This is a genomic window from Streptomyces sp. NPDC005423 (assembly GCF_040606415.1).
Lineage (GTDB): Bacteria > Actinomycetota > Actinomycetes > Streptomycetales > Streptomycetaceae > Streptomyces.
Genome location: NZ_JBEXET010000001.1, coordinates 736,854 through 759,691, shown reverse-complemented (window position 1 = coordinate 759,691; position 22,838 = coordinate 736,854). Strand labels below are relative to the sequence as shown.

The 22,838-nt window shown below is 73.6% G+C and carries 18 protein-coding genes, 2 tRNA genes and 1 other RNA gene; 9 read left to right on the top strand and 12 right to left on the bottom strand.

Features of this window, described 5'->3' with window-relative positions; genetic code table 11:
• Nucleotides 1-6 precede the first annotated feature (6 nt).
• From ABZT12_RS03565 to ABZT12_RS03555, 3 genes are all read left to right on the top strand, one after another.
• Nucleotides 7-1,233, top strand: coding sequence for a histidine kinase (locus ABZT12_RS03565; RefSeq protein WP_356376511.1), 1,227 nt, complete (start codon nt 7-9; stop codon nt 1,231-1,233).
• Nucleotides 1,230-1,847 carry a response regulator transcription factor gene (locus ABZT12_RS03560; protein ID WP_356376508.1) on the top strand — a complete coding sequence of 206 codons (618 nt, stop codon included), beginning with the start codon at nt 1,230-1,232 and terminating at the stop codon, nt 1,845-1,847. Before ABZT12_RS03565 ends, ABZT12_RS03560 begins: the two co-directional genes overlap by 4 nt.
• 22 nt (nt 1,848-1,869) lie before the next feature.
• Nucleotides 1,870-1,942: transfer RNA gene (locus tag ABZT12_RS03555), tRNA-Gly, on the top strand.
• A gap of 105 nt (nt 1,943-2,047) precedes the next feature.
• On the opposite strand, the gene ABZT12_RS03550 is transcribed toward ABZT12_RS03555, so the two are convergent.
• The 6 genes from ABZT12_RS03550 to ffs form a co-directional block, all read right to left on the bottom strand.
• On the bottom strand, nt 2,048-2,947 hold the full coding sequence (locus ABZT12_RS03550; RefSeq protein WP_356376505.1) for a phosphoribosylaminoimidazolesuccinocarboxamide synthase: 900 nt from the start codon (nt 2,945-2,947) through the stop codon (nt 2,048-2,050).
• Between the two features lie 131 nt (nt 2,948-3,078).
• Nucleotides 3,079-4,620: a N,N-dimethylformamidase beta subunit family domain-containing protein gene (locus ABZT12_RS03545; RefSeq protein ID WP_356376502.1), complete on the bottom strand. Its 1,542-nt coding sequence runs from the start codon at nt 4,618-4,620 to the stop codon at nt 3,079-3,081.
• A 664-nt stretch (nt 4,621-5,284) separates the two neighbouring features.
• Nucleotides 5,285-7,276: a hypothetical protein gene (locus tag ABZT12_RS03540; RefSeq protein WP_356376737.1), complete on the bottom strand. Its 1,992-nt coding sequence runs from the start codon at nt 7,274-7,276 to the stop codon at nt 5,285-5,287.
• Between the two features lie 360 nt (nt 7,277-7,636).
• Nucleotides 7,637-8,890: a phosphoribosylamine--glycine ligase gene (purD, locus tag ABZT12_RS03535; RefSeq protein ID WP_356376499.1), complete on the bottom strand. Its 1,254-nt coding sequence runs from the start codon at nt 8,888-8,890 to the stop codon at nt 7,637-7,639.
• A 263-nt stretch (nt 8,891-9,153) separates the two neighbouring features.
• A complete protein-coding gene (locus tag ABZT12_RS03530; RefSeq protein ID WP_356376496.1) occupies nt 9,154-11,412 on the bottom strand; it encodes a DNA polymerase III subunit gamma and tau in 2,259 nt (752 codons plus the stop codon).
• 48 nt (nt 11,413-11,460) lie between these two features.
• An RNA gene (ffs, locus tag ABZT12_RS03525) (signal recognition particle sRNA small type) lies at nt 11,461-11,555 on the bottom strand.
• Nucleotides 11,556-11,627: 72 nt separating this feature from the next.
• Between ffs and ABZT12_RS03520 the strand changes: the two genes are divergently transcribed.
• A tRNA-Ser gene (locus ABZT12_RS03520) sits at nt 11,628-11,715 on the top strand.
• A gap of 178 nt (nt 11,716-11,893) precedes the next feature.
• Here ABZT12_RS03520 and ABZT12_RS03515 read toward each other — a convergent pair.
• Both ABZT12_RS03515 and ABZT12_RS03510 read right to left on the bottom strand, forming a co-directional pair.
• Entirely contained in the window at nt 11,894-12,175 is a 282-nt protein-coding gene (locus ABZT12_RS03515) for a type II toxin-antitoxin system RelE/ParE family toxin (RefSeq protein ID WP_356376734.1), read from the bottom strand.
• 4 nt (nt 12,176-12,179) lie between these two features.
• A complete protein-coding gene (locus ABZT12_RS03510) occupies nt 12,180-12,461 on the bottom strand; it encodes a type II toxin-antitoxin system Phd/YefM family antitoxin (protein ID WP_356376493.1) in 282 nt (93 codons plus the stop codon).
• Between the two features lie 537 nt (nt 12,462-12,998).
• Between ABZT12_RS03510 and ABZT12_RS03505 the strand changes: the two genes are divergently transcribed.
• Complete coding sequence (locus ABZT12_RS03505) at nt 12,999-13,220, top strand: hypothetical protein (protein ID WP_356376490.1); 222 nt, start codon at nt 12,999-13,001, stop codon at nt 13,218-13,220.
• A gap of 639 nt (nt 13,221-13,859) precedes the next feature.
• Here ABZT12_RS03505 and ABZT12_RS03500 read toward each other — a convergent pair.
• Nucleotides 13,860-14,699, bottom strand: coding sequence for a LysR family transcriptional regulator (locus ABZT12_RS03500; protein ID WP_356376486.1), 840 nt, complete (start codon nt 14,697-14,699; stop codon nt 13,860-13,862).
• Between the two features lie 104 nt (nt 14,700-14,803).
• On the opposite strand from ABZT12_RS03500, the gene ABZT12_RS03495 reads away from it, so the two are divergent.
• Nucleotides 14,804-15,529 carry an SDR family oxidoreductase gene (locus tag ABZT12_RS03495; RefSeq protein ID WP_356376483.1) on the top strand — a complete coding sequence of 242 codons (726 nt, stop codon included), beginning with the start codon at nt 14,804-14,806 and terminating at the stop codon, nt 15,527-15,529.
• Between the two features lie 55 nt (nt 15,530-15,584).
• On the opposite strand, the gene ABZT12_RS03490 is transcribed toward ABZT12_RS03495, so the two are convergent.
• The 3 genes from ABZT12_RS03490 to ABZT12_RS03480 form a co-directional block, all read right to left on the bottom strand.
• The gene (locus tag ABZT12_RS03490; protein WP_356376731.1) at nt 15,585-17,486 is read right to left on the bottom strand and encodes a copper resistance CopC family protein; all 1,902 of its coding nucleotides are present in this window, start codon (nt 17,484-17,486) and stop codon (nt 15,585-15,587) included.
• 289 nt (nt 17,487-17,775) lie between these two features.
• Nucleotides 17,776-18,393: a GNAT family N-acetyltransferase gene (locus tag ABZT12_RS03485; protein WP_356376481.1), complete on the bottom strand. Its 618-nt coding sequence runs from the start codon at nt 18,391-18,393 to the stop codon at nt 17,776-17,778.
• A complete protein-coding gene (locus tag ABZT12_RS03480) occupies nt 18,386-20,551 on the bottom strand; it encodes a penicillin acylase family protein (RefSeq protein WP_356376478.1) in 2,166 nt (721 codons plus the stop codon). Before ABZT12_RS03480 ends, ABZT12_RS03485 begins: the two co-directional genes overlap by 8 nt.
• 240 nt (nt 20,552-20,791) lie before the next feature.
• Between ABZT12_RS03480 and ABZT12_RS03475 the strand changes: the two genes are divergently transcribed.
• From ABZT12_RS03475 to ABZT12_RS03465, 3 genes are all read left to right on the top strand, one after another.
• The gene (locus tag ABZT12_RS03475; protein WP_356376475.1) at nt 20,792-21,421 is read left to right on the top strand and encodes an HhH-GPD-type base excision DNA repair protein; all 630 of its coding nucleotides are present in this window, start codon (nt 20,792-20,794) and stop codon (nt 21,419-21,421) included.
• Between the two features lie 61 nt (nt 21,422-21,482).
• Nucleotides 21,483-22,142 carry an HdeD family acid-resistance protein gene (locus ABZT12_RS03470; protein WP_356376472.1) on the top strand — a complete coding sequence of 220 codons (660 nt, stop codon included), beginning with the start codon at nt 21,483-21,485 and terminating at the stop codon, nt 22,140-22,142.
• Nucleotides 22,143-22,462: 320 nt separating this feature from the next.
• A complete protein-coding gene (locus ABZT12_RS03465) occupies nt 22,463-22,759 on the top strand; it encodes a type II toxin-antitoxin system VapB family antitoxin (RefSeq protein ID WP_003955420.1) in 297 nt (98 codons plus the stop codon).
• The last annotated feature ends 79 nt before the right edge of the window (nt 22,760-22,838 follow it).

Sequence of the window (22,838 nt, the reverse complement as noted above, 5' to 3'; positions counted from 1 at the left end):
AGCACGATGCGGACAACGACGTCGGGCGGCTGGTGGGGGCGGAAGAGCACGCCCGGCAAGGTCGAGACGTACACCCGGTGGTCCTTCCACTCCTTCGCCCTGATCGAGGTCACGACGCTCGGACTGCCGGCGTTCGGTCAGGCCGGGACGGGGACGGCGAGCCGGCTGACGGCCTTCGTGGCCGCGCACGCCCTGCTCTGCTCCGCCACCGCTTCCCGGGCGCTCGACTGGACCCGGGACCGGCGGCCCCGGCCGGTGCGGCTGATGTGGGTCCTGGGCGCGGTCACCGTGCTGGTCGCCGTCGGCGCGCTCGTGCTGCGCGAGCGGGGCGGCGGGGGCGAGCAGCTGGGGGCCGCCACGAGCACCGTCTTCGTGGGAGTGCTGGGCTTCGGCGCCGGCACGCTGACGCTCGGGCTCCGCGGGCCGTCGCACGTCCTCGCGGTGGTGGCGGGCGCCGTCGCCGGGGCCCTGGCCGCGCAGCTTCCGCTGGGGGTGGCGGCGCCCGCCGCGTTCGGCACCGCGCTCGCCGTCCTCTGCGCGGCCGGCGGTCTCGCCCTCACCTCCGTCTTCTCCGTCTGGCTCCTCGACGCCGTCTACGAACTCGACGAGGCCCGCGAGACCCGCGCCCGCCTCGCCGTCGCCGAGGAACGGCTGCGCTTCGGACGCGATCTGCACGACGTGATGGGCCGCAACCTGTCGGTCATCGCGCTCAAGAGCGAGCTGGCCGTGCGGCTGGCGCGGCGCGGACGGGCCGAGGCCGTGGAGCAGATGATCGAGGTGCAGCGGATCGCGCGGGAGTCGCAACGGGAGGTGCGCGATGTCGTACGCGGGTACCGCGAGGCCGCTCTCGACGTCGAACTGGCCGGAGCCAAGGGCGTGTTGACCGCCGCCGGCATCACGTGCGAGGTGACCGGCGAGGCGGCCGGGCTGCCCGCCGAGGTGCAGTCGGCGCTCGGCTGGGTGGTACGGGAGGCGACGACGAACGTGCTGCGGCACGGGGACGCCGGACGGTGCGCCGTCGGCATACGGGTGGCCGGCGGGCGGGTCGTGCTCACCGTCGAGAACGACGGGGCGCGGGTCCCGTCCGGGAGCGGGGGAGGATCGGGGCTGAGGGGACTGCGGGAACGGCTCACCGCGGTGGGCGGCGAACTGGAGGCGGGCAGCGTGGGCGAGGACCGGTTCCTGGTGACGGCCACGGTGCCGCTGCCCGCCCTGACGGGGGTCCCCGCGTGAGCGGCGACGTCGTACGGCTGCTGCTCGCCGACGACGAACACCTCATCCGGGGCGCGCTCGCCGCGCTCCTCGGGCTGGAGGACGACCTGCTGGTGGTCGCGGAGGCGGCGACCGGTCCCGAGGCACTGGCCATGGCGCGGGCGCACCGGCCCGACGTCGCCGTACTGGACCTGGAGATGCCCGGCGCGGACGGTGTGAAGGTCGCCACATCGCTGCGGACCGAGGTGCCGGACTGCCGCGTGCTGATCGTCACCGGGCACGGCCGGCCGGGACATCTCAAGCGGGCCCTCGCCGCCGGTGTGCGGGGGTTCGTCCCGAAGACGGTGAGCGCGCTGCGGCTCGCCGAGATCATCCGCACGGTGCACGCGGGAAACCGTTATGTCGACCCGGAGTTGGCCGCCGACGCGATCTCCGCCGGGGACTCGCCGCTGACCGCCCGTGAGGCCGAGGTGCTGGAGCTGGCCGCCGACGGGGCCCCGGTCGCGGAGATCGCCGCACGGGCCGCGCTCTCGCAGGGGACCGTACGGAACTATCTCTCCGCCGCCGTCTCCAAGCTGGGGGCGGAGAACCGTCACGCTGCCGTGCGGCTCGCGCGGCAGCGGGGTTGGGTATAGTGGCTGTCGCGCCACGGCGCACGCGGACGTAGCTCAGTTGGTAGAGCGCAACCTTGCCAAGGTTGAGGTCGCCAGTTCGAACCTGGTCGTCCGCTCACCGCGACGGAAGCCCCCCGAGCCCATCAGCCCGGGGGGCTTCCGCGTACGCCCGGCCCGCTACTCCTTCCGCGGCTCCGCGCCCCTCGCACCGCCTACGTCCCCTACGACCACTTCAGGCCCGTGAGGCGCTCGTACGCCTCGATGTACTTGGCCCGGGTCGCGTCCACGACCTGCTGCGGGAGCGGGGGCGGCGGCTGCTCGCCCTTCCGGTCCCAGCCCGACTCGGCCGAGGTCAGCCAGTCGCGCACGAACTGCTTGTCGTACGACGGCTGCGCGCGGCCCGGCTGCCACTCCTCGGCCGGCCAGAAGCGCGAGGAGTCGGGGGTGAGGACCTCGTCGGCGGCGATGAGCGTCTCGCCCTCGTAACCGAACTCGAACTTGGTGTCCGCGAGGATGATGCCCCGCTCGCGGGCGACGTCCCGGGCACGGCCGTAGACGGCGAGGGTCGCCTGGCGCAGCTGGGCGGCGGTGTCGGCGCCGACCTGGCGGGCGACCTCCTCGTACGACACGTTCTCGTCGTGCTCGCCCACGGCGGCCTTGGTGGCCGGGGTGAAGATCGGGGCCGGCAGCTCCGAGCCGTCGGTCAGTCCCTCGGGGAGGGCGAGGCCGCAGACCGTGCGGGACTCCTGGTACTCCGCCAGGCCCGAACCGGTCAGGTAGCCGCGGGCCACGCACTCGACGGGGATCATCCGCAGCGACTTGCAGACCAGGGTGCGGCCCTCCCAGTCGGCCGGGGCGCCGGGCGGGACGTCGGTGCTCAGCACGTGGTGGGGGATCAGGTCGGCGAGCTGGTCGAACCACCACAGGGAGAGCCGGGTGAGCACACGGCCCTTGTCCGGGATCTCGGTGGGCAGCACCCAGTCGTAGGCGGAGATGCGGTCGCTGGCGACCATCACGAGGTCGCCCGCCTCGTTCTGGTACAGCTCGCGCACCTTGCCGGTGTGCAGGTGCACCAGGCCCGGAACCTGGAGCGGCTCGGGCTTTTCTGCGAATCCGGACACGTTTTCTCCCGTGGTCTGGGTGAGGAGGACGCCCGCGGGGCCCAGGCAGCGGGTGGGGGAGACGGGCGGGCCGACTGGCTCGATTGTCCCGTACGGGCGGGCGCCCGCGGACAGGGGGGCGGGCCGCGGGGTCAGTCCCGTTTGCAGATGCGGTCCAGGAGGTTGGCGGTGGTGCGCTGGATGCGGGCGTCCACGTGGCCCGGCCGGTCCAGCGCCGGTGACCAGGCGAAGGTGCCGGACGCGAAGACCAGGGCGCCGGACGGGGCGCGGTACAGGGACGTCTCCTGGTGGCGGAGCGCGCCCTCGCCGTCGGTGTACGGGGAGTGGGCGAGGAGAATGCGGTTCTCGTGCGCGGGGAGCGGGGTGCGCGGGAAGTAGCGGTCGGCCTCGCCGGCGACCAGTCCCCCGATCTCGTCGCCGTCCCGGGCGCCGGCCGCCTCCCAGAGCCAGTGGTCGGCGTTGCGGACGATCAGGGGGTGCGGCTCGGGCACCCGGCCCGCGTACTGGATACCGACCAACTGCTGCTCGGGGCGGTCGACTTCACGCCACAGCACCGGGCGGCCGGGGCCCCGGCGCTTGCGGCAGGTGAGCAGCCGGTCGGGGACGCCGGACGGCGAGGGCGCCAACTCGACCTGCCAGTACATGGTGTTGGCGGAGAGGAAGACGAGGGAGGTGCCGTGGTCCCGGGCGCGTTCCACGGTACGGCGCATCGGGGTCGACCAGTACTCGTCGTGGCCGGGGAAGACCAGGCCCCGGTAGCGCGTCGGGTCCACCCGCCCGGAGTGCAGGTCGCGGGCGTCGGCGTAGGCGAGGTCGTAGCCGTAGCGCTCGGCCCAGCGGATGAAGTCGTAGGCGTGGCCGACATGGAGGGGGAGGCCCGCGCCCGCGTACGGCCGGTCGAAGGAGACCGTCGTCGCGGCGTCGGACTCACCGAGCAGCCGGCCGGTCTCGTCCCAGGCGTGGTAGAGACTCGCGCCGGTACGGCCGTCCTCCGGGTAGAGGTTGTACGCCTGCCAGGTGATGTCGGGCAGCAGCAGGAGCAGGTCGGCGGGCTGGTCGTCGCGGACCGTGAAGGGGATGTGGGAGCGGTAGCCGTCGGCGGTGGTGAGGACCGCGACGTACGCGCCGATGTTCCAGTAGCTCGGGATCTGCAACCGCCAGGACAGCCACCAGTGGTGGCAGGAGACCGTGCGGTCGGCGGTGAGCGGCGGCGGCTGGACGATGCCTGAGAGGCGGGGGCTGGTGGTGATCTTCGCGGCGCCGTCTCCGCCGTAGTGGCCGATGCGGTAGACGTCGACGGCGAACTCCTGGGGCGGGTCGACGGTGATGTGGAAGTCGAGGGCCTCGCCGGGGGCGACGGCACCGGCGGAGGTGAAGCCCTTGATCTGCCGCCGCACGTCGTCGGCGGAACGGGGTGCGCCGGCGGCGCGGGGGCCAGGGACGCGGGAGGTGTGCCGGCCGGTGCCGTCCCGCTCGATCGCGTCCCGGCCGACGGCGTCCCGGGCGTCGGTGTGGGCCGGTGCCGGGTCCACGTACCAGGGGACGACCTGGCCGGTGTCGTCGAAGTACGTCTCGCTGCCCCGCAGCCAGGGGACCGGGCCCTGCCCGAAGGGGTCTGTCACGGCGTGCGCCAGCGCACCCGACTCCCAGCGGCGGATCTGCTCAGACCTCATGGTCGCGCCCCTCCCTCGTCTCCCGCGGTGGCCTCTCGTTCACCTGTCGTGTGTCGCAAGCCCTTACCAGGTACGGGATCGGTCCCAGCACATCACATTACGCACGCGCGTCGTCACCGCTCGTCGCGGTTGGACGAAAGTGGAAGTCGAAGTTTCGTTACGGCGTGGGGTCGGGGCGGGGCGCCCGACGCGGAGGGCTGGGGCAGCCGGGCGTGCGGGCTGCGGACTGCGGGCTGCGGGCTGCGGCAGCCGGAGGTGGGGCGCCAACTCCAGGGGCTGCGGGCTGCGGGCTGCGGGCTGCGGCGGGGAGCGCGGCAGACCGGGGTGTGGCGTCAACTCCGGTGGACTCGGCGGGAGTTGTTGGTAGAGCGGGGTAAGAGCCAACGCCGAGGGCTGCGGCGACGCGAGGCAGACGGGGTGCGGGCAGCGGCGGGGAGTGCGGCAGCTGGAGGTGGGGCGCCAACACCGCTGGCTGCGACGGGAGTTGTGGCAGACCGGGTTGAGTGCAGCGCCGAGGGGCGGGGCGCGGGGCTCGAGGGGGAGGCGGCGGAGACTGCGGCAGTCGGGGCTGGGACGCCGGGGCTGGGGGCAGCGGCGCCGGGGCGCGAGGGCCGCGCGGTGGCGTGTGGTGTCCCGGAGGGTGGGGCAGTGGTCGGACCGGGCGTCAGACGAGGCGTACCGGTTTCTCCGCGCGTATGCCCAGGGCCACCAGCCAGGCCCGCAGGGGGGCCGGGTCACCCGCCTCCACCAGGCTGAGGACTCGCGGGGCGAGATCGGCCGCCCGCTCGCCGTTGACCATCAACGACGGCCCGTCGAGCCAGTCGAGACCGGGGGTCGCACCCGCTGTGTCCACCGCGGCGCAGCACACCATCGCCGTGACGTGGTCGGCGAGCAACTCCCGCCCTGTGCGGGGCGGTTGGAGCGGGAAGAGGGGCAGCGAGCCGTCGTCCCAGAACGCGGCGGCGGGCCCCTGTCCGGACGGTGCCGAGGCGCCGGCCGGGACGGCCGCCTCCTCCCGCGCCAGCTCCGCCGTCAGCCCCGCCGCGAGCGCGGCACTGCGGGGCGAGCCGCCGCCGGCCGGATCCTCGTCGTCCCTGCCCATCGCCTCGTAGGGGGCGGGGGGCTCATGGGCCCTGGGGATCGCATGGCCCCCGGGGATCGCATGGCCGACGTGGGTCACGGGAGCGGGGGCGGGGGCCGCGCCGGGGCCTGCGGTGTCGGGGAGCGCGGCCGTGGACGGACCGGCCGGCGCCGGGTCGGCGGGGACTGCCCCGGCTGAGGGCCGGTCGCCGTGGTCTGTCCCGCCCGGGAGTGGCCTCGTGGGCGAACCGGCCGGGTCCGCGCCGACCGCGGCTCCCGTGTCGTGCGGGTGCGATCCGTCCGTCAGATGGGCCAGGACGCGGGAGAGGGTGGGGCCGTCGGTGCCATGGGTGGCGGGGTCGGGGGAACGGGTGACGCCGAGCGTGTCCAGGACGCGGTGCAGCCGGGCCGCGTCGGCGCGCCACTTGCGGTCGACGACCTCGTCCGGGTACTCCTGCCAGTCGACCGGCGCCCAGTCGGGACCGGACTCGGCGGGGCCGCCATGGAAGAGGCGGGCGGCCAGGAGTGAGGCCGCCTCGTCCACCGTGCCGGGCTCTTCGAGCAGGTCGCAGGCGGGGCGCTCGCCGAGCCGGGAGGCGAAGCCCTCGGCCAGCCGGTCGCGCCGGGACAGCTCGGTGAGGGCCGCGACGACACCGGCGTCCAGCCGGGACGGCCAGCGGCCCATCCGCCAGGCGGGCAGCGCGACCCGGGTGAGCAGCCGGTCCCAGCCCGCGTAGGCCAGGCCCACCTGCTCCTGGGCGACGATCCGCAGCCCGTAGTCCACGGCCTGGGCGCGCTCGGCGGCGGCCGCCGCCACCCCCCGCTCCATCTCGGCCGCGTGGATCCGGCAGCCGCGCAGCAGCACACGGGCGACCCAGCCGACGCCGGCGAGCACCGCGCGGGGCACGCGTCCCCGGGGCGCCGAGGCAACGGCCAGCGCCGCGTCCAGGCCTCGTACGAAACGGCGGGCCGCGGCTATGTCCGGGTGCGCCGAGGGTCCCGTACCGGCGACGACGGGGGCGAGGACCGCGCGCAGTTCACCGACCCGCATCCACCAAAGGAACGGGGAGCCGATCACCAGGACCGGCGCGGCGGTGGCCCGCCTCGAACGGCCCGGCGGCGCCCCGCGGCCGCCCGCCAGCTCGTCGCGCTTCACCGGTGGTGGCGAGCCGTGGGAGGGGTGGGTGCGGTCCTCCAGCCAGCTGTCGCAGTCCGGGGTGAGCGCTATCGCGGACGGGGCGGGCACATCGAGGCGGTCGGCCAGGTCGCGCACCATGCGGTACAGGTCGGGGGCCGAACGCTCGGCGATCGGGACCGTGGGGCTGACGGCGGGCCGGGCCCGCGCGACGACCAGGGCGACACCGCCGGCGGCGAGCAGCACGACGACCGCGACGCAGCCCACGATCCAGCGGGCGAGATCCCAGCCCCGGCCCATGAGGTGGCCGGTGGCGCCGCCCGCCAGCAGGATGACGGCGAGCGCCGCCGGCAGCAGGGCGACGGCCAGCGCCCGGCTGCGGATCCGCAGCACGGCCAAGGCCCGGGAACGCGCTGCCTGTGCGCCCGCCTCCACACCCATACCGGTCACGACCGGACTCCACCCCCTCCGCGCTGTCCCGTTCCGCTGGTGTTGCTCACTCCCCCACTGTGGCACCCGCCACTGACATCGCAATGCCGGTGGGCCAAGTGCCGGAACGCTTGCGCCGCACCATAGTTGGGGCCTCGGCCCCCGTCAGCCGGATGGGCCATCGCTCACTCGATGGAATGGCTCTGGGGAAAGGTGGATGACGGAGGGCAACGATCAGGCCCCGAATCCAGAGACGGATCCGGGGCCCGGCGGGTTCATCGACTCCGCGAGATATCGAGGCTGAACCCCGGTCCGCGGCCGGTCGAGGACCGGCGTCCAGGAACACGGACTCGGGGATCGGGCGGTCGGGGGTTACGCCTCCGCCGCGGCCTTCGCCGCGATGTCCGTACGGTGCTGCGAACCGTCGAGGGCGATCCGGGAGAGGGCCGCGTACGCCCGGTCGCGGGCCCGGGTGAGATCCGCGCCGGTCGCCGTGACGGAGAGGACCCGGCCGCCCGCGCTGACGACGTCGCCGCCGTCCTGCCGGGTCCCGGCGTGCAGGACGTACGCGTGCGGGGCGTCCTGGGCCGCGATCTCGTCGAGGCCGGTGATCGGGTCGCCGGTGCGCGGGGTGCCGGGGTAGTTGTGCGAGGCGACGACGACGGTGACGGCCGCGTCCTCACTCCAGCGCAGCGGCGGCAGATCGTCGAGGGTGCCGGTCGCCGCGGCGAGCAGCACACCGGCCAGCGGGGTACGCAGCCGGGCCAGGACCACCTGGGTCTCCGGGTCACCGAAGCGCGCGTTGAACTCGATGACCCGTACGCCGCGGCCCGTGATCGCGAGACCGGCGTAGAGCAGCCCCGAGAACGGGGTACCGCGCCGCCGCATCTCGTCGACCGTCGGCTGGAGGACCGTCTCCATGACCTCGTCGACCAGCTTCGGATCGGCCCACGGCAGCGGGGAGTAGGCGCCCATGCCGCCGGTGTTCGGGCCCTCGTCACCGTCGAGCGCGCGCTTGAAGTCCTGGGCGGGCTGGAGCGGTACGACCGTCACGCCGTCGGTGATCGCGAAGAGCGACACCTCGGGACCGTCGAGGAACTCCTCGATGACGACCCGCTCACAGGCGTTGGCGTGCGCCGCCGCGGCCGCCAGATCGCCGGTGACGACGACGCCCTTGCCCGCGGCGAGCCCGTCGTCCTTCACCACGTACGGCGCGCCGAAGGCGTCGAGGGCTCCGTCCACCTCTTCCGGCGTCGTACAGACGTAGGAGCGGGCGGTCGGGACGGCGGCGGCCGCCATCACCTCCTTGGCGAAGGCCTTGGAGCCCTCCAGCTGTGCGGCCTCCTGCGAGGGGCCGAAGACCGGAACACCCGCTGCGCGTACGGCGTCGGCGACTCCGGCGACCAGCGGCGCCTCCGGTCCGACCACGACCAGCTCGGCACCGAGCTCCATGGCCAGCGCGGAGACGGCGGCGCCGTCGAGGGCGTCGACCGGGCGCAGCTCGGCGACCTCGGCGATGCCGGCGTTGCCGGGGGCGCAGTAGAGCGCGGTCACGGCGGGGTCGAGGGACAGGGAACGGCACAGGGCGTGTTCGCGGGCTCCGCCGCCGATGACAAGGACCTTCACGGGCTCAGCCTAACCGGCGGCGACGGGGTTCTTTGTGCGGGCTTCCGAAGGACGGGGGCCGGGAGGTTGTGGGTTCCTCCGATGGCGATCGCGATGGCAATCGCGCTGCCGATATCGCTGCCGATATCGATACCGGTTCTTTCGCTTCCGGGTCCGGTCCGGCCTGTTGCGGTCAGCTCCCGTCCCGCACGGTTGTCGGGTCCGGTTCCGTCGTGTGCCCCGTCAGGTTGGGCGTGCGGCCACCCGTTGACTCGTTCAGCCCTTCAGTCGTTGTTGAACTCCTCCATCACGGTCGCGCCGAGCTCTCGGACGATGAGGTCGTGGCCGGAGAGGGCCGACTCGTCGAGGTCGGGGTCGTCGTCCTCCGGGGTGTCGTCCTCCGGGGAGACCGGGGGCGGCTCGACGGCGGCGGGGCGGGGCGCTTCGGGCGGCGCGGAGGAGGTCGAGGCAGGAGAGTGGCCCTGCCCCTGACCTCGACTTTGGCCCTGGCCCGGACCTTGACCTTGGCCTTGGGAGGGGGCGGGGGGCGGGGACGCTGGCGGGAAGGACGCCGGGCGGGGCGCGGCGGCGGGAGCTCCGCTGCCGTAGCCGACGCCCCCTCCGCCGTACGCGGAGGCACCGCCCATCGGCGCCGCGGGGGCCGAGCCGCCCGAGGGATCGACGACCGCCTCTACCTTCCACTGGACGTTGAAGTGCTCGGCCAGAGCCTGGCGCAGCACGTCCTCGCTGCCGCTGCTCGTGAAGTTGTCGCGCGCTCCGGCGCTCGCGAAGCCGAGTTGCAGCGTGGTGCCGTCGAACCCGGTCACCTGGGCGTTCTGGCTGAGCAGGATCCAGGTGAAGCGGCGGCGGTTCTTGACCGCTTCGAGGACGTTCGGCCAGAGCGTGCGGGGATCGATGCCACCGGCGGGCGGCGGGGAAGCGGGTGCGGCGGCCGGGGCGCTCCGGACAGCCGGGGCGCTCGGCGTGGAGGGGGGCTGGGGTGCGCCGCCCGGGGAGCCCGCGGTGGGCCAGCCGCCGGCGCGGCGCCCGCTGCCCGCGGCGGTGGCGGTCGGCCAGGCACCAGGCGCGGGGGCAGGGGCGGCAGCCGGGGCCGGAGCGGAAGGGGCGGGCGGGGCGGCTTGGGCGGGGGCAGGCTGCGGCTCGGCATCGCCGTGGGAGGCGGGAGCGGGGGCCGCGACCTGATCGGCGGGCACCCCTGCCCCCACGGGGCCGGGGGCGCCGCCCCCGCGCGCGGCGGCCCGCGCCGCCGCGACCCCGCCCCCGGGCAGCACCGGCGGGGCGGCAGGCGCGGCCATGCCGCCCCCATGGACGTCGGGCCCGGGAACGTAGGCCATGGCGGGCGCGCTGCCGCCGCCGGAGAAGTTGACACCCCGCTCCAGACGGTCGAGGCGGGCCATGACGGCGCGCTCGTCGCCGTAGGCGGCGGGGAGCATCACGCGGGCGCAGATGAGTTCGAGCTGGAGGCGGGGCGAGGTGGCGCCGCGCATCTCGGTGAGGCCCGAGTTGACGAGGTCGGCGGCGCGGCTCAGTTCGGCCGCGCCGAAGGTGCCGGCCTGGGCCTGCATGCGCTCCAGTACGTCGGCGGGGGCGTCGATCAGCCCCTTGTCGAGGGCGTCGGGGACCGCGGCGAGGATCACCAGGTCGCGGAGGCGCTCCAGCAGGTCGGCGACGAAACGGCGGGGGTCGTTGCCGCCCTCGATGATGCGGTCGACGACCTCGAAGGCGGCGGCCCCGTCACCCGTGGCGAAGGCCTCGACCACGGAGTCGAGCAGCGAACCGTCGGTGTACCCGAGGAGGGAGGTCGCCATGGCGTACGTCACCCCCTCGGTGCGCGCGCCGGCGAGCAGCTGGTCCATGACGGACATGGAGTCACGCACGGATCCGGCACCGGCCCGCACGACGAGGGGCAGCACCCCCTCTTCCACGGGGATGCCCTCCTGCCCGCACACCTCGCCCAGGTACTCGCGCAGCGTCCCGGGCGGCACGAGCCGGAAGGGGTAGTGATGGGTACGCGACCGGATCGTCCCGATGACCTTCTCGGGCTCGGTGGTGGCGAAGATGAACTTGAGGTGCTCCGGGGGCTCCTCGACGACCTTCAGCAGCGCGTTGAAACCGGCCGACGTGACCATGTGGGCCTCGTCGATGATGTAGATCTTGTAACGGCTGGAGGCGGGGCCGAAGAACGCCTTCTCCCGCAGCTCACGGGCGTCGTCCACGCCACCGTGCGAAGCGGCGTCGATCTCGATGACGTCGATCGAACCCGGTCCGTTGCGCGCCAGGTCCTGGCACGACTGGCACGTGCCGCACGGGGTCGGGGTAGGTCCCTGCTCGCAGTTCAGACAGCGGGCCAGGATCCGCGCGCTCGTGGTCTTCCCGCAGCCCCGCGGCCCGCTGAACAGGTACGCGTGATTGACCCGGTTGTTCCGCAGCGCCTGCTGCAACGGGTCGGTTACATGCTCCTGCCCGATGACCTCGGCGAACGACTCCGGGCGATAGCGGCGGTACAGCGCGAGAGACGACACACATACGAGGTTATAGGCGCCCACTGACAACCAGCCCCGCCCGCGAACGCAGACGCCCCCCACGCACCCGCCAGAGCCGACCTACCCTTGCTGCCTTCCGGCCCTGGGGGAGTTCAGTCAGATAGCGCCGCGTGAGGGGCTCCGCACAGGCTACATGATCCGAGCGGGGGGAACGAGTTCGCGAGCACTCCTCCGCGTCTTGTATTGTTTGCCGCGGAGGATTCGCCTAGTGGCCTAGGGCGCACGCTTGGAAAGCGTGTTGGGGGCAACTCCTCAGGGGTTCGAATCCCCTATCCTCCGCCAGTGCCTCACCGGGCACGATGTCGAAGGGCCCCACCGTTCGCGGCGGGGCCCTTCGTCGTGGGCGGTTGCAGTTCTGGGCGCGCTTACAGGCGACATTCGGGCCATTTCGGCAAACAGGCAGGCCCATGCCCCCGCGACTCCCAGCGGGCAGCCGACATCGATCCGCACTGCGGATGATCTACGGAACGTGCCGGTAGATGTCGCGGCGGTTGCCGACGGCCAGGACCCACACGATCAGCTGGCCGTCCTCGACGGTATAGACGACGCGGTAGTCGCCGACCCTGAGCCGCCAGCGGGTGTGGTGCCCCTGGAGGGCTTTGATATCGAACGACGCGGTATCGGCGGCATCCAGCGCCTTCTGAAGTTCGGTGAGGCGATACAGGATGCGGAGGGCGTCCGGGCGCGGGATCTTGAGCATGTTCCGCTGAGCGTGCGGCGTGAAGCGTGTGACGTACCCCATCGGGTCAGCCCTGATGAACACGGAGCAGGGCGGCCATCTCTTCGAGCGAGACCGACCCCTCCGCACCCTCGGACTCGGCGTCGTCGGCCAGGTGGTTGAGCCACGCCTCCTCGACACCCTCCGCGATCTCACGCAATCGCTGATACTCCTGGATGTCGATCACGACGGCTTCCGGTTTGCCTCGCCGAGTGATGATCGTCGGGGTTTCCTCCCGGCGAGCGCGATCGATGACGTCAGCGAGATGACTGCGGACATCCGCCATGGATTCAATCACCGGCTCACTCATGTCATGAATGTATCAGATGTACATGAAAGCGGTATGCCGGGAGGCCACGGCGACATCGATCTCCGCGGCGTTCCCATCCGCCTCTCGGTCACGAGATGAGCCCGCGCACCTCTGCGTTGCAGAGACGGGGCCGGTACGCCCGCGCTGGCCCCAGCGCGAGCGGTGTTGAGCCATCCCTCACCTCTCGTGCGTTCCTTACGGATCGTGTGCGAACTCGGAGTCTCCTGCTGGTGCCGCACACTTTGCCGCGCTGGAGAAGCACCGGTCCGCGATCACCGACGACCCGTACCGCTCGTGGCGGTCTCACGCAACGGAACCAGTTGTTGTGTGCGTGCGGCGGGCGGGCAGCCGGGCCGACCGAACCGCCCGAATCCGGCGCCCACGGGGTCTCCCGACTGGGGTGCACGGCAAAATTGTGCCGGATGTGAGCCGCCCCCGGGAACGAACCACCAGGTCAGGCGCGTGATGCGGCTGTTACCGTCCGAATTTGTGCCGACGGCCACAGCGAGCGGGATACACGTAGGCTCATACTGAGCTATGACTAAGCCTGCGGCACCGAAGCGTCATCTGCCTACCAGCCCCTTCAAAGCCCCGGCCACACCGGCTTCCAAGCACTTCGCCCTGGGCGAGCAAGTCACGCATGACGTGTACGGCCTCGGCCGCGTCGTCAGCATCGAGGACGGCATCGCGGCGCTGGTGGATTTCGGCTCGGTGCAGATGCGGGTCCTGAGCCCGTACGCGAAGATGACCAAGCTGTAGGACCGCCGTGCCCGGTCAGGGCAGGCCAGGTTCCGTCAGGGACATGTAACGAAAGGCAGACCTCTCATCGACTCGACGTCGCTGTTCTCCGCTCCGGAAGGGCTGACCAGCCGTTCCACCGCAGTATCGCCGCCTCCGACGACGAAACCCTTCCAGGCCCCGGACTTCGGAGAAGACCAGGACTTCGAGTTCGACGACGACGCGCAGGAGCCCACCCCGGGCCCGCGTGCCGCGGGGTCCAGGGCCGCCTGAGGGTGGTGCGGGCAGCTTGCCGCGTGCCCGTGGCATGGCCGGCAAGCTCGACGACCGACGGGTCCTGGGTGAGGACGTGGTCTCATCCAGGCTGCCCATTCCGGACACCGGACCCGAACGGCCATAAGTCGGCCGACAGCGACTGACGTTGGCGTACCGCGGCGCGATTCGCCCCCGTACGCCGCCAGTTGACTCTCCGCGCTTGCAACAGTGCTGCCCGCAGAGGGAGTTGCGCGGCCCTGCTCACGGCGTGGGTCCTCACCGCTCGCGCGACGGCGTCGCTCCGCGGCGTTTCGGACGCGATCTCGGTCTCGGACGCGGTCTCGGACGCGGTCTCGGATGCCATGGGCACGCCGACCGCGGATGACGAGCCGCCCCCGCCTGCCCTCAGAGGCGTGTCGCGCTGCGTACCAGTCCTGCGACGGCCAGCGAGCGGCTGTGGGGTGGCCAGGCGATGACCGTCGTGACCGGTGGGGCGTCCAGGACCGGTACGGCGGCGATGTCGCCGGAGAGCTGGGCCGTGCTCGACTCCGGCGCGATCCAGCAGGCGCGGCCGAGGGCGATCAGCTGGCCCAGTTGGGCGTGGTCGCGGGCCTGCGGGCCGGGGCCGTCCGGGTAGGTGCCGTCGCGGCCGGGCCAGCGCGGCATCGGCAGGTCGGGCAGGCCGGTGACGTCGGCCGTCCGCACGTGGGGCCGGCCGGTGAGGGGGTGCCCGGCGGGCAGCAGTACGACCTGGTTCTCGGTCCGGAGCTCCTCGGTGTCGAAGCCGGCGGTGGAGTCGAAGGGCAGGTGCAGCAGCGCCACGTCGGCCCGGCCGTCGCGCAGCGCGCGTTCCTGCTCGCCGATCCCGCACAGGAACAGGTCGACGGCGACCGCGTCGGGTTCGGCGGCGTAGGCGTCGAGGAGTTTGGCGAGCAGTTCGCCGGACGCGCCGGCCTTGGTGGCGAGGACCACGCCGGTGTGACCGGTCGCGGCCCGCCGGGTGCGGCGCTCGGCGGCCTCTACGGCGTCCAGCGCCGCCCGGGCCTCGCGCAGCAGTACCGACCCGGCGGGGGTCAGGGTGACCGTGCGGCTGGTGCGTTCCAGCAGCGTGGCGCCGAGCCGCCGTTCGAGCTGGTGGATCGCCCGCGACAGCGGGGGCTGCGCCATCCCGAGCCGCAGGGCCGCCCGGCCGAAATGGAGCTCCTCGGCGACGGCGACGAAGTACCGCAATTCCCGTGTCTCCACGGTTCCATGCTAGCGGCCTCAACGGCGATCGATACCCGTGCGGTATCGATCCCCACCCGATCGGTGTTGGCCTCCGGGCGTCGCGCGCGGACACGATGGGCCGCATGAACGAACAGACGATCGCGCTGGTGACCGGCGCGAACAAGGGAATCGGGTACGAGATCGCGGCCGGGCTGGGCGCCCTCGGGTGGCGGGTCGGGGTCGGTGCCAGGGACGCGGAACGCGGCGAGGCCGCCGTGGCGAAACTGCGGGCGGCCGACGTCGACGCGTTCGTGGTGCCGCTCGATGTGACGGAGGACGCGAGCGTGGCCGCCGCCGTCGCGCTGGTCGAGGAGCGCGCCGGCCGTCTCGACGTGCTCGTCAACAACGCCGGGATCACCGGCAGCGCGGCACAGCAGCCCACCACGGTCGACGTCACGACGGTGCGGACGGCCGTGGAGACCAACGTGATCGGCGTCATCCGCGTCACCAACGCGATGCTGCCGCTGCTGCGCCGCTCGCCGTCGCCGCGGATCGTGAACATGTCCAGCAGCGTGGGCTCACTCACCAAGCAGTCCACCCCCGGCGCCGAAACCGGCCCGATCGCCGTCGCCTACGCCCCGTCGAAGACCTTCCTCAACGCCGTCACCGTCCAGTACGCCAAGGAACTGCGCGACACGAACATCCTGATCAACGCCGGCTGCCCCGGATACTGCGCGACCGACCTCAACGGTTTCCGCGGCGTCCGCACCCCGGAACAGGGCGCCGCGATCGCGCTCCGGCTCGCCACCCTGCCCGACGACGGCCCGACCGGCGGCTTCTTCGACGACGAGGGGGAAGTGCCCTGGTGACTCCGGTGGAGGCGGCGGCACCGGTGACCCCGCCCCGAGTGCCGCTGCCCACCCGCTACCGGGGGATCCGCACCCGCTTCTCCTCGCTCACCTGGTCCAGGTCCGACACCCTGATCGTCGCCTTCATGGTCCAGGTGCCGGGGATGGGGAGGTTGAGGGTGTCGCCGGCCCAATAGCCGCCCCGGTCGGCGAGCCTGGCGTCGATGGGGCCGATCTTCTGGGCGGGGAGGGTGAAGGAGAGGCGGAGTTCGGGGACGGTGGCGAAGCCGCCGTCGGCGCCGTAGACGACGGCTTCGACGGTGTTCCGGCCGACGCGGCCGGGGTCGAGGGTGATCTGTACCCGGCCGTGGACGCCGGGGGTGCCCACGTCGAAGGGGATCGTCGTGACGGAGGCCGCCGGTACGCCCGTGCCCGCGGCCGGTGCCGCCTCCGCCGCTGCCCGGCCGGGCAGCGTGTTGGTCAGCAGGGTCGTGATCACCAACACGGCCACCCCGACCGCCACTTCGAGCAGAACCGAGCGGCGCAGCCGACGCCGGGCCGAGCGGCCCGAGTCCGTCGCGGCGCCCGTATCCCCGGACTCGGACTCGGACTCGGGCCCGGACTGCGACTGCACCTGCGACTGCGACTGCGACTGCGACTGCGACTGGGCATCGCGCCCGGATACGGCCTCGGGCACCCGCTCCGTGCGCCCGTCCTGGCGAGCCGCCTCCGCCGCCGGCACGGCCTCCGTCAACACCGTCACCGGCACCGGCACCGGCACCCGAGCTGCCGTTTCCGCGCACGCGCCCGCACCCGCCGCCTCCGCCACCATCCGGCCGGTCCATCGGCGTGACCGTCCCGCGACCGCCAGCAGCACCAGCACCGCGGCCAGTTTCACGAGCAGGACGCGGCCGTACGACGTAGTCGTCAGGGCGTGCCAGGAGCCGAGGCCGCGCCAGGACTGGTAGGCGCCGGTGACGACGAGGACCGTGACCGAGGCGAAGGCGAGGCGGGAGAAACGGGCCACGGGGGCGGAGTCGAGGTCGGGGGCGCGGTGGAGGAGGGTGAGCAGGGCCGTGAGGCCGCCCAGCCAGACCGCCATCGCGAGCAGGTGCAGGACCGCCGAGGCCATCGCCACGGGTACCTGGATGCCGGCCGACGCGTGTTCGGCCGCGGCCCAGGTCAGGGCCAGGCCGACGGCGAGGGCGGCGCCCGCGGCGAGGGTGGGGCGGCCGGGGCGCGGGCGGGCCCGTAGCCGTAGGAGATACGGGCCCGTGAGGGCCAGCAGGGCGAGTCGGGCGGCCAGGGCCAGGCCGGGGCGGGTGGTCAGGGTGTGGGTCAGGGACGAGGGGGCGAAGGCCGTGCCGGGGCCGGTGCCCGTCTCGTACGGGGCCCGGAGGACGAGCAGGGCCAGCGTGGCGGCGAGCAGCGTCCACCAGCCGGTCAGGACCGGCTTGTGCAGGGCGGTCGGGTCGGCGGGGCGGCAGAGGGTGACGAAGGTGACCGTGCCGATGAGGAGGGCGGCGGCGACGTAGGCGAGGTAGCGGGCGATGTCGTAGAGGCCGCCGGTGAGCGGGTCCTCGGTGGCGGAGGTGGCGAGGGGGACGGTCGTCGGGGACGGTTTGCCGATCGAGAAGGTGAACGCGCCCGCGACCGGGTGGCTGTCCGCCGAGACCACGCGCCAGGCGACCGTGAAGGTGCCGGTGCCCAGGTCGGCGGGGAGGGTGACGCTCGCCGTGTCGGCACCGGTCCGTGCGTGCCGTGCCGGTCCGGTCCGCACCCGCCGGTTGGCGGGGTCGAAGACGCGGAAGGAGTCGTCGAGCAGGCCCACGGACTCGGAGAAGGTCAGCGTGACGGAGCGCGGGGCCGACGTGACCACGCTTCCGTCGGCCGGGGTGGTGCCCACGAGCGCGGCGTGCGCGGAGGCGGGGGCCGCCGTGCCGAGGAGGAAGAGGACCAGCAGGGAGCCCAGCAGCAGCACCCGTCGGTGGGTGCGGGGTGGGGGGTGGTCCCGCTCGTTCCGTCGTCGGCACACGTCGCTTCTCCGTCTTCGGACTGTCCGGCCTCTCGACAGGTACGGACGAACCGCGCCCATCATTCACGAGGTGGCGCCGCTCACCGCCCGCCGCCCACCGTGCGGACCGCGTCGGCACCGCGCCGGTCACCACCAGATCATGGCCCTTGGTCCGGGCCGTCGGCGGGGCGGCCGGGCGGGCACGCGCGTCCCCCACGTCGCCAGGCGTAGGGGGCGACGAGGTCTTCCGGGTTCACTCCGGGGAAGCTATCTCCCGTGCCAGGAAGGCCAGTTGGGCGTGCTTTTCGGGCAGCCACACGTCGGGCAGGTCCACCTCCGGCAGTACGACGGCCGGGCCGGTGACGAAACCCTCGCGGCGGAAGCGGGCGATCGCCTTCTCGTTGCGCACATCGGGGTCGACGACGATCCGGCTCCGGCCGAGGCCGAGCAGGAGGTAGGAGACGAACACACCGAGCAGCGCGGACGACCAGCCGGACCGGGCGCCGGCCGGGCCTGGTGGTGCGAGCAGGAGGTGCATGCCGACGTCACCGGGACGTACGTCGTAGCAGTCGCCGACGCGGTCGGCCGCCGGGTCGTAGGTCTGGAGCAGGGCGACCGGGTCGCCGTCCCGCACGGCCAGGTAGGCGTGATGGGTGGCGAGGGTGTCCATGTGGGCGTAGATCTCGGTGACTTGGTCCCGGGTCAGGCCGTTCATGCCCCAGAACAGGGCCCGTTGCTCGCTCACCCAGCCGTGGATCACGTCGGCGTCGGCCTCCGGGTCCAGCGGCAGGACGCGGACGGTGCCGTAGCCGTCCACGCGCTGCTCGTGGACGGGGGTGCGGGTGGAGGCGGGGGTGTACGGGTCAGACATCGTTCTCCTCTTCTTCCTTTTCTTCCTCTTCTTCCTCTTCGCGGCGCAGGCGATCGAAGTCGGTGCTCACCGGGACCAGCTCTCCCCTGCTCCACAAGGGGAGTTGGTCGTGGTGGTGGGGGGAGCCGGGGACCCCGGACGCCCCGAACGGCACCACCCAGAGGCTGTCCTCGCGGCGGGCCAGGTCCCAGACGAACCGGGCCGCCGGGCCGCGCGCGCTGCGGTCGGTGAGGCCGGGCACGGCGGAGGTGCAGAGCACGCAGTCGTGGTCGCCGGAGAGGCGTGGTTCCCCGGCGGCGGGGTCGTGGTCGCCGCCGGAGGGAGGTGGTTCCCCGGCCGGGGACGGCTGGGCGGGGAGCGCGCGCCAGGGGGCCAGGCGGTGGGTGTCGCCCCAGGCGGCCGGGGGCGCGGCGGCCGTCTCCTCCAGCGCCGCGCGGACGGCGGCCGGCCGGTCGACGCCGTACAACTCCCGCGCGCTCAGCAGGTGTTCGAGGGCGAAGGCGATGCGCGGGAGGAGGGCCAGCCAGGGCAGGAGGACCTGGGGGTACGCGGGCAGTTCGGCCAGTGCGGCGAAGGCGGGGTGGGCCGCGAGCCGCCGTACGACCGCGCCGCGCACCGCCGCGTAGCGGGCGGCGTCCGCGCTGTCGGCGTCCATGCGCCGGTCCCAGGAGAGGAGCCGGTCGCGCAGCGCGCTGGCGGCCGGGGTGAGGCCGTCGAGGGCGGCGACATGGGTCAACAGGGGTGCGGCCGAGCCGAGATGGGTGTCCATGTGGATGGCGGGCATGTCGGCAGCCGACCACTTCTCCCGGCGGGCGAGGAGCGCGGTGATGCGGTCGGCGCGGTGGGGCGGCGCGAACTCGACGCCGAGCGGGGCCGCGAGGCCGCGCTGGTTCGCCATCACGGCCGTACCGTCCGTGAGTTGGGCGTGGGGCAGTTCGTGCCGGCCGTGCCATTCGTGGCCCGGTTCCCAGGCCGGGACCGGGCGGAGGCGGTTGGCGGCGGAGCGGAGCGGGACCGTACCGGCCACCCGGTGCAGCACGCCGCCCTCGGTGTCGGCGGCCTGGACGACGTTGACGGGCTCGGCCCAGGCGTCGAAGGCGCGGTCGACGTCGGCGACCCGGCGGGCCCGCAGCAGCGGGAGCAGCGCGCCGAAGCCCAGGTCGCCGGTGACGCGAGGCGGGTAACGCAGGCTGAGGGCAAGGGGGTTGTCCGCTTCGGCGACACCGTCGTCGAGTCCCTCGGGGCCGCCGACGACGACGGGTCCGCGGTCCGTCTCGATCACCTCGGTCTCGGCCGGGGCCTCGCCCGCCACCTCGACCGTCTCGGTGTGCCGGGCGGCGCGCCGCCAGACGCCGTCGGGGCCGAGCGCCTCGACGCCGGCGCCGGTGCGGCGCAGGCGTTCGCGGTAGAGGTCCTGGTAGTCGGCCATGGCGTTGGTGATGGACCAGGCGACCGTGCCGGTGTGGCCGAAGTGGGCGATGCCGGGGACGCCGGGCACGGCGAGGCCGACGACGTCGAACTCCGGGCAGGAGAGGTGGATCTGCTGGTAGACGCCGGGGTCCTCGATGAAGCGGTGGGGGTCGCCGGCGAGCACGGCCCGGCCGGTCGTGGTGCGTTCGCCGCTCACCAGCCAGCCGTTGCTGCCGGCGCTGCCGGGCCCGTCGGCGGCGAAGAGTCCGACGGCCTCCGGGCCGAGGTGGCGCAGCGCCGCGTCGCGCCAGAGCTTGGCGGGGAACCCCGCGAAGAGGATGTGGGTGCCGAGCCAGACGGCGAGCGGGGTCCAGGGCTGCCAGCGGCCCGGCGCGAGGCCGGTGCGGGCGAACTCGGGGGCGGTGCGGGACGCCTTGGCCAGGGTCTCGTTGACGCCGTCGACGTACGACCCGACCCAGGCCGCCGTCTCCGGGTCCCGTTCCGCCAGGGCGGTGAAGCAGCGCCGCGCGGTGTCGTCGAGGCGGGCGCGGCGGGCGAAGAGGTCCCAGGACAGGGCGTCGGCGCCGAGGAAGGAGGCGGAGGTGCCCTGCGCGCGGTGCCGTTCGACCTCCAGCTGCCAGGCGCGGTCGCGGGCGGTGACGCGGCCCTGGGCGCGGGCGAGTTCACCGATGTCGCCGGCGCGCAGATGCGGGATGCCCCAGGCATCGCGGTAGATCTCGGTCCGCACTCTGCGCCCACTTTCGATTAGGTGAGGCTCACCTTAGTAGTCGTCGAAAGCGTACGGGAACGGTGCCGACCGCATGGAACGAGGGGTGCGCGAGTGGCGGGGCGCGGGCGGCGGAACCCGGGGGCACCGTGCGGCGGCCGTCGGCGGGGCGGCTGCCGGTGGGGCGGCTCGGCTTCGGCGCCCGGCGGACCGGCCGTCCTCGCGTGGAGGGCCGGCCCGCGCCGGGGCATGATCGAGGTCATGGACGTCACCCTGCACCTCGCCCAGGACCCCGAGGCCGACGCACTCCTCGGGCGTTCCCCGCTCGCCGCGCTGGTCGGCATGGTGCTCGACCAGCAGATCCCGATGGAGTGGGCCTTCAAGGGACCCGCCACCCTCGCGCGCCGCCTGGGCGCCGACGACCTCGACGCCCACGAGATCGCGGCCCACGACCCGGAGTCCTTCGCCGCCCTCCTCTCCGAGAGGCCGGCCGTGCACCGCTACCCCGGTTCGATGGCCAAGCGGATCCAGCAGCTGTGCCAGTACCTCGTCGAGCACTACGACGGTGACGCGAGCGCGGTCTGGGAGGGCGTCGGCACCGGGCAGGAGCTGCTGCGTCGGCTGGAGGAGCTGCCCGGGTTCGGCCGGCAGAAGGCGCAGATCTTCCTAGCCCTGCTCGGCAAACGGCTCGGCGTCCGCCCCGAGGGCTGGCGCGAGGCCGCCGGCGCCTACGGCGAACCGGAGTCCTTCCGTTCCGTCGCCGACATCACCGGCCCGGAGTCGCTGGCCAGGGTCCGCGCGCACAAGCAGGAGATGAAAGCGGCGGCCAAGGCGGGGAAGGCCGCGGGGAAGGGCACAGCGAAGGGCGTCGGGAAGGCCGCCGGGAAGTAGCCGTCAGCCAGGTGGCCCCGCCCCGGTGGCGGCCCGCCCCGAACCGGTCCGAGCATGGACCATGACCGAGGCACCGACCGGCCCCTCGCGGGGCGCGGGATCCGACGACCGCGCCGCCCGCGCCCCGCGCACCCCGCCCCCGTACGACGAGCAGGAGCTGGAAGGCCCCCTGCACGCCCTCTCCCGAGCCGCCTGGCAGGTGGTCCTGCTCACCGGTGTGGCCTCGCTGGTCCTGGGCGTCCTGGTGCTGGTCTGGCCGCACGCGTCGCTCTTCGTCGCCGGCATCCTGTTCGGCCTCTACCTGGTGATCAGCGGGGTGTTCCAGCTGGTCGCCGCGTTCGGCACGCACCGGGCGACCTCGCTGCGCGTGCTGGCGTTCATCAGCGGTGCCTTCTCGATCGTGCTGGGCCTGTTCTGCTTCCGCGGGCCGATGCAGTCGATCCTGCTGCTGGCCCTGTGGATCGGCATCGGCTGGGTGATCCGCGGGATCACCCAGACCCTCGCCGCCGCCCACGACCGGACCATGCCCGCCCGCGGCTGGCAGATCTTCCTCGGGATCGTCACCTTCGTCGCCGGCGTGGTGCTGATCGACTCGCCCTTCCGGTCGGTCGCCGTGCTCACCCTCGTCGGCGGCATCTGGCTGGTCGCGGTCGGCGTCGTCGAGATCGTCACCGGCGTGCGGATGCGGAGCCGCGCCCAGCGGGTGCCGGCCACGGTGTGAGCCGCCGTCGTACTCCGTGCGGGCGGTTTCCGCGGCCGACGCGCTGACCGCGGTACGGCCGCTGGGGAGCCGCCCGGCGCGAGCGCCGGCTCGTACGGGCCCCGCCGGCCTCTCCCCTCCCGCCCGGGACGTCCGCGCGACGTGCGGGAGGGCGCCGGGGTGGGGTGCGGGTCCTGTGAAGGGGTGGCCCGCGGCGATCCTCCCGCCGTCGCTCCCACCAGGCCCCACTCCCTTTTTGCCCGTCTTTACTCCGGGTTTTCCGGCGTCGTACTCCGCCGCCATGGCTGCGCCCGGAAGGTCATGACCGGTAGGCTTTCCGTGTGATCTTCAAGCGCATCGGTAACGGCCGGCCGTACCCCGACCACGGCCGGGAGAGCACCCGGCAGTGGGCGGACGTCGCACCGCGCCCGGTCCGCCTCGATCAGCTCGTGACGACCAAGGGCCAGCTCGACCTGGAGACCCTCCTCGCCGAGGACTCCACCTTCTACGGCGACCTCTTCGCGCACGTCGTGAAGTGGCAGGGCGATCTGTACCTGGAGGACGGCCTGCACCGCGCGGTGCGCGCCGCGCTGCAACAGCGTCAGGTGCTGCACGCGCGCGTGCTGGAACTGGGCTGAGAACGGGCTGACACACCCCCCTGCCCGAGCCGCGGAGCGCCGCGTTCCGGCCGGCCGTTCGCCCTTTCGGGTGCGACGG

Coding starts and splice junctions, on each gene's coding strand:
- ABZT12_RS03565 (WP_356376511.1), top strand. CDS start 7: ATGCGGACAACGACGTCGGGCGGCTGGTGGGGGCGGAAGAGCACGCCC.
- ABZT12_RS03545 (WP_356376502.1), bottom strand. CDS start 4,620: ATGAGGTCTGAGCAGATCCGCCGCTGGGAGTCGGGTGCGCTGGCGCAC.
- ABZT12_RS03540 (WP_356376737.1), bottom strand. CDS start 7,276: ATGGGTGTGGAGGCGGGCGCACAGGCAGCGCGTTCCCGGGCCTTGGCC.
- ABZT12_RS03515 (WP_356376734.1), bottom strand. CDS start 12,175: ATGGGGTACGTCACACGCTTCACGCCGCACGCTCAGCGGAACATGCTC.
- ABZT12_RS03510 (WP_356376493.1), bottom strand. CDS start 12,461: ATGAGTGAGCCGGTGATTGAATCCATGGCGGATGTCCGCAGTCATCTC.
- ABZT12_RS03505 (WP_356376490.1), top strand. CDS start 12,999: ATGACTAAGCCTGCGGCACCGAAGCGTCATCTGCCTACCAGCCCCTTC.
- ABZT12_RS03495 (WP_356376483.1), top strand. CDS start 14,804: ATGAACGAACAGACGATCGCGCTGGTGACCGGCGCGAACAAGGGAATC.
- ABZT12_RS03485 (WP_356376481.1), bottom strand. CDS start 18,393: ATGTCTGACCCGTACACCCCCGCCTCCACCCGCACCCCCGTCCACGAG.
- ABZT12_RS03475 (WP_356376475.1), top strand. CDS start 20,792: ATGGACGTCACCCTGCACCTCGCCCAGGACCCCGAGGCCGACGCACTC.
- ABZT12_RS03470 (WP_356376472.1), top strand. CDS start 21,483: ATGACCGAGGCACCGACCGGCCCCTCGCGGGGCGCGGGATCCGACGAC.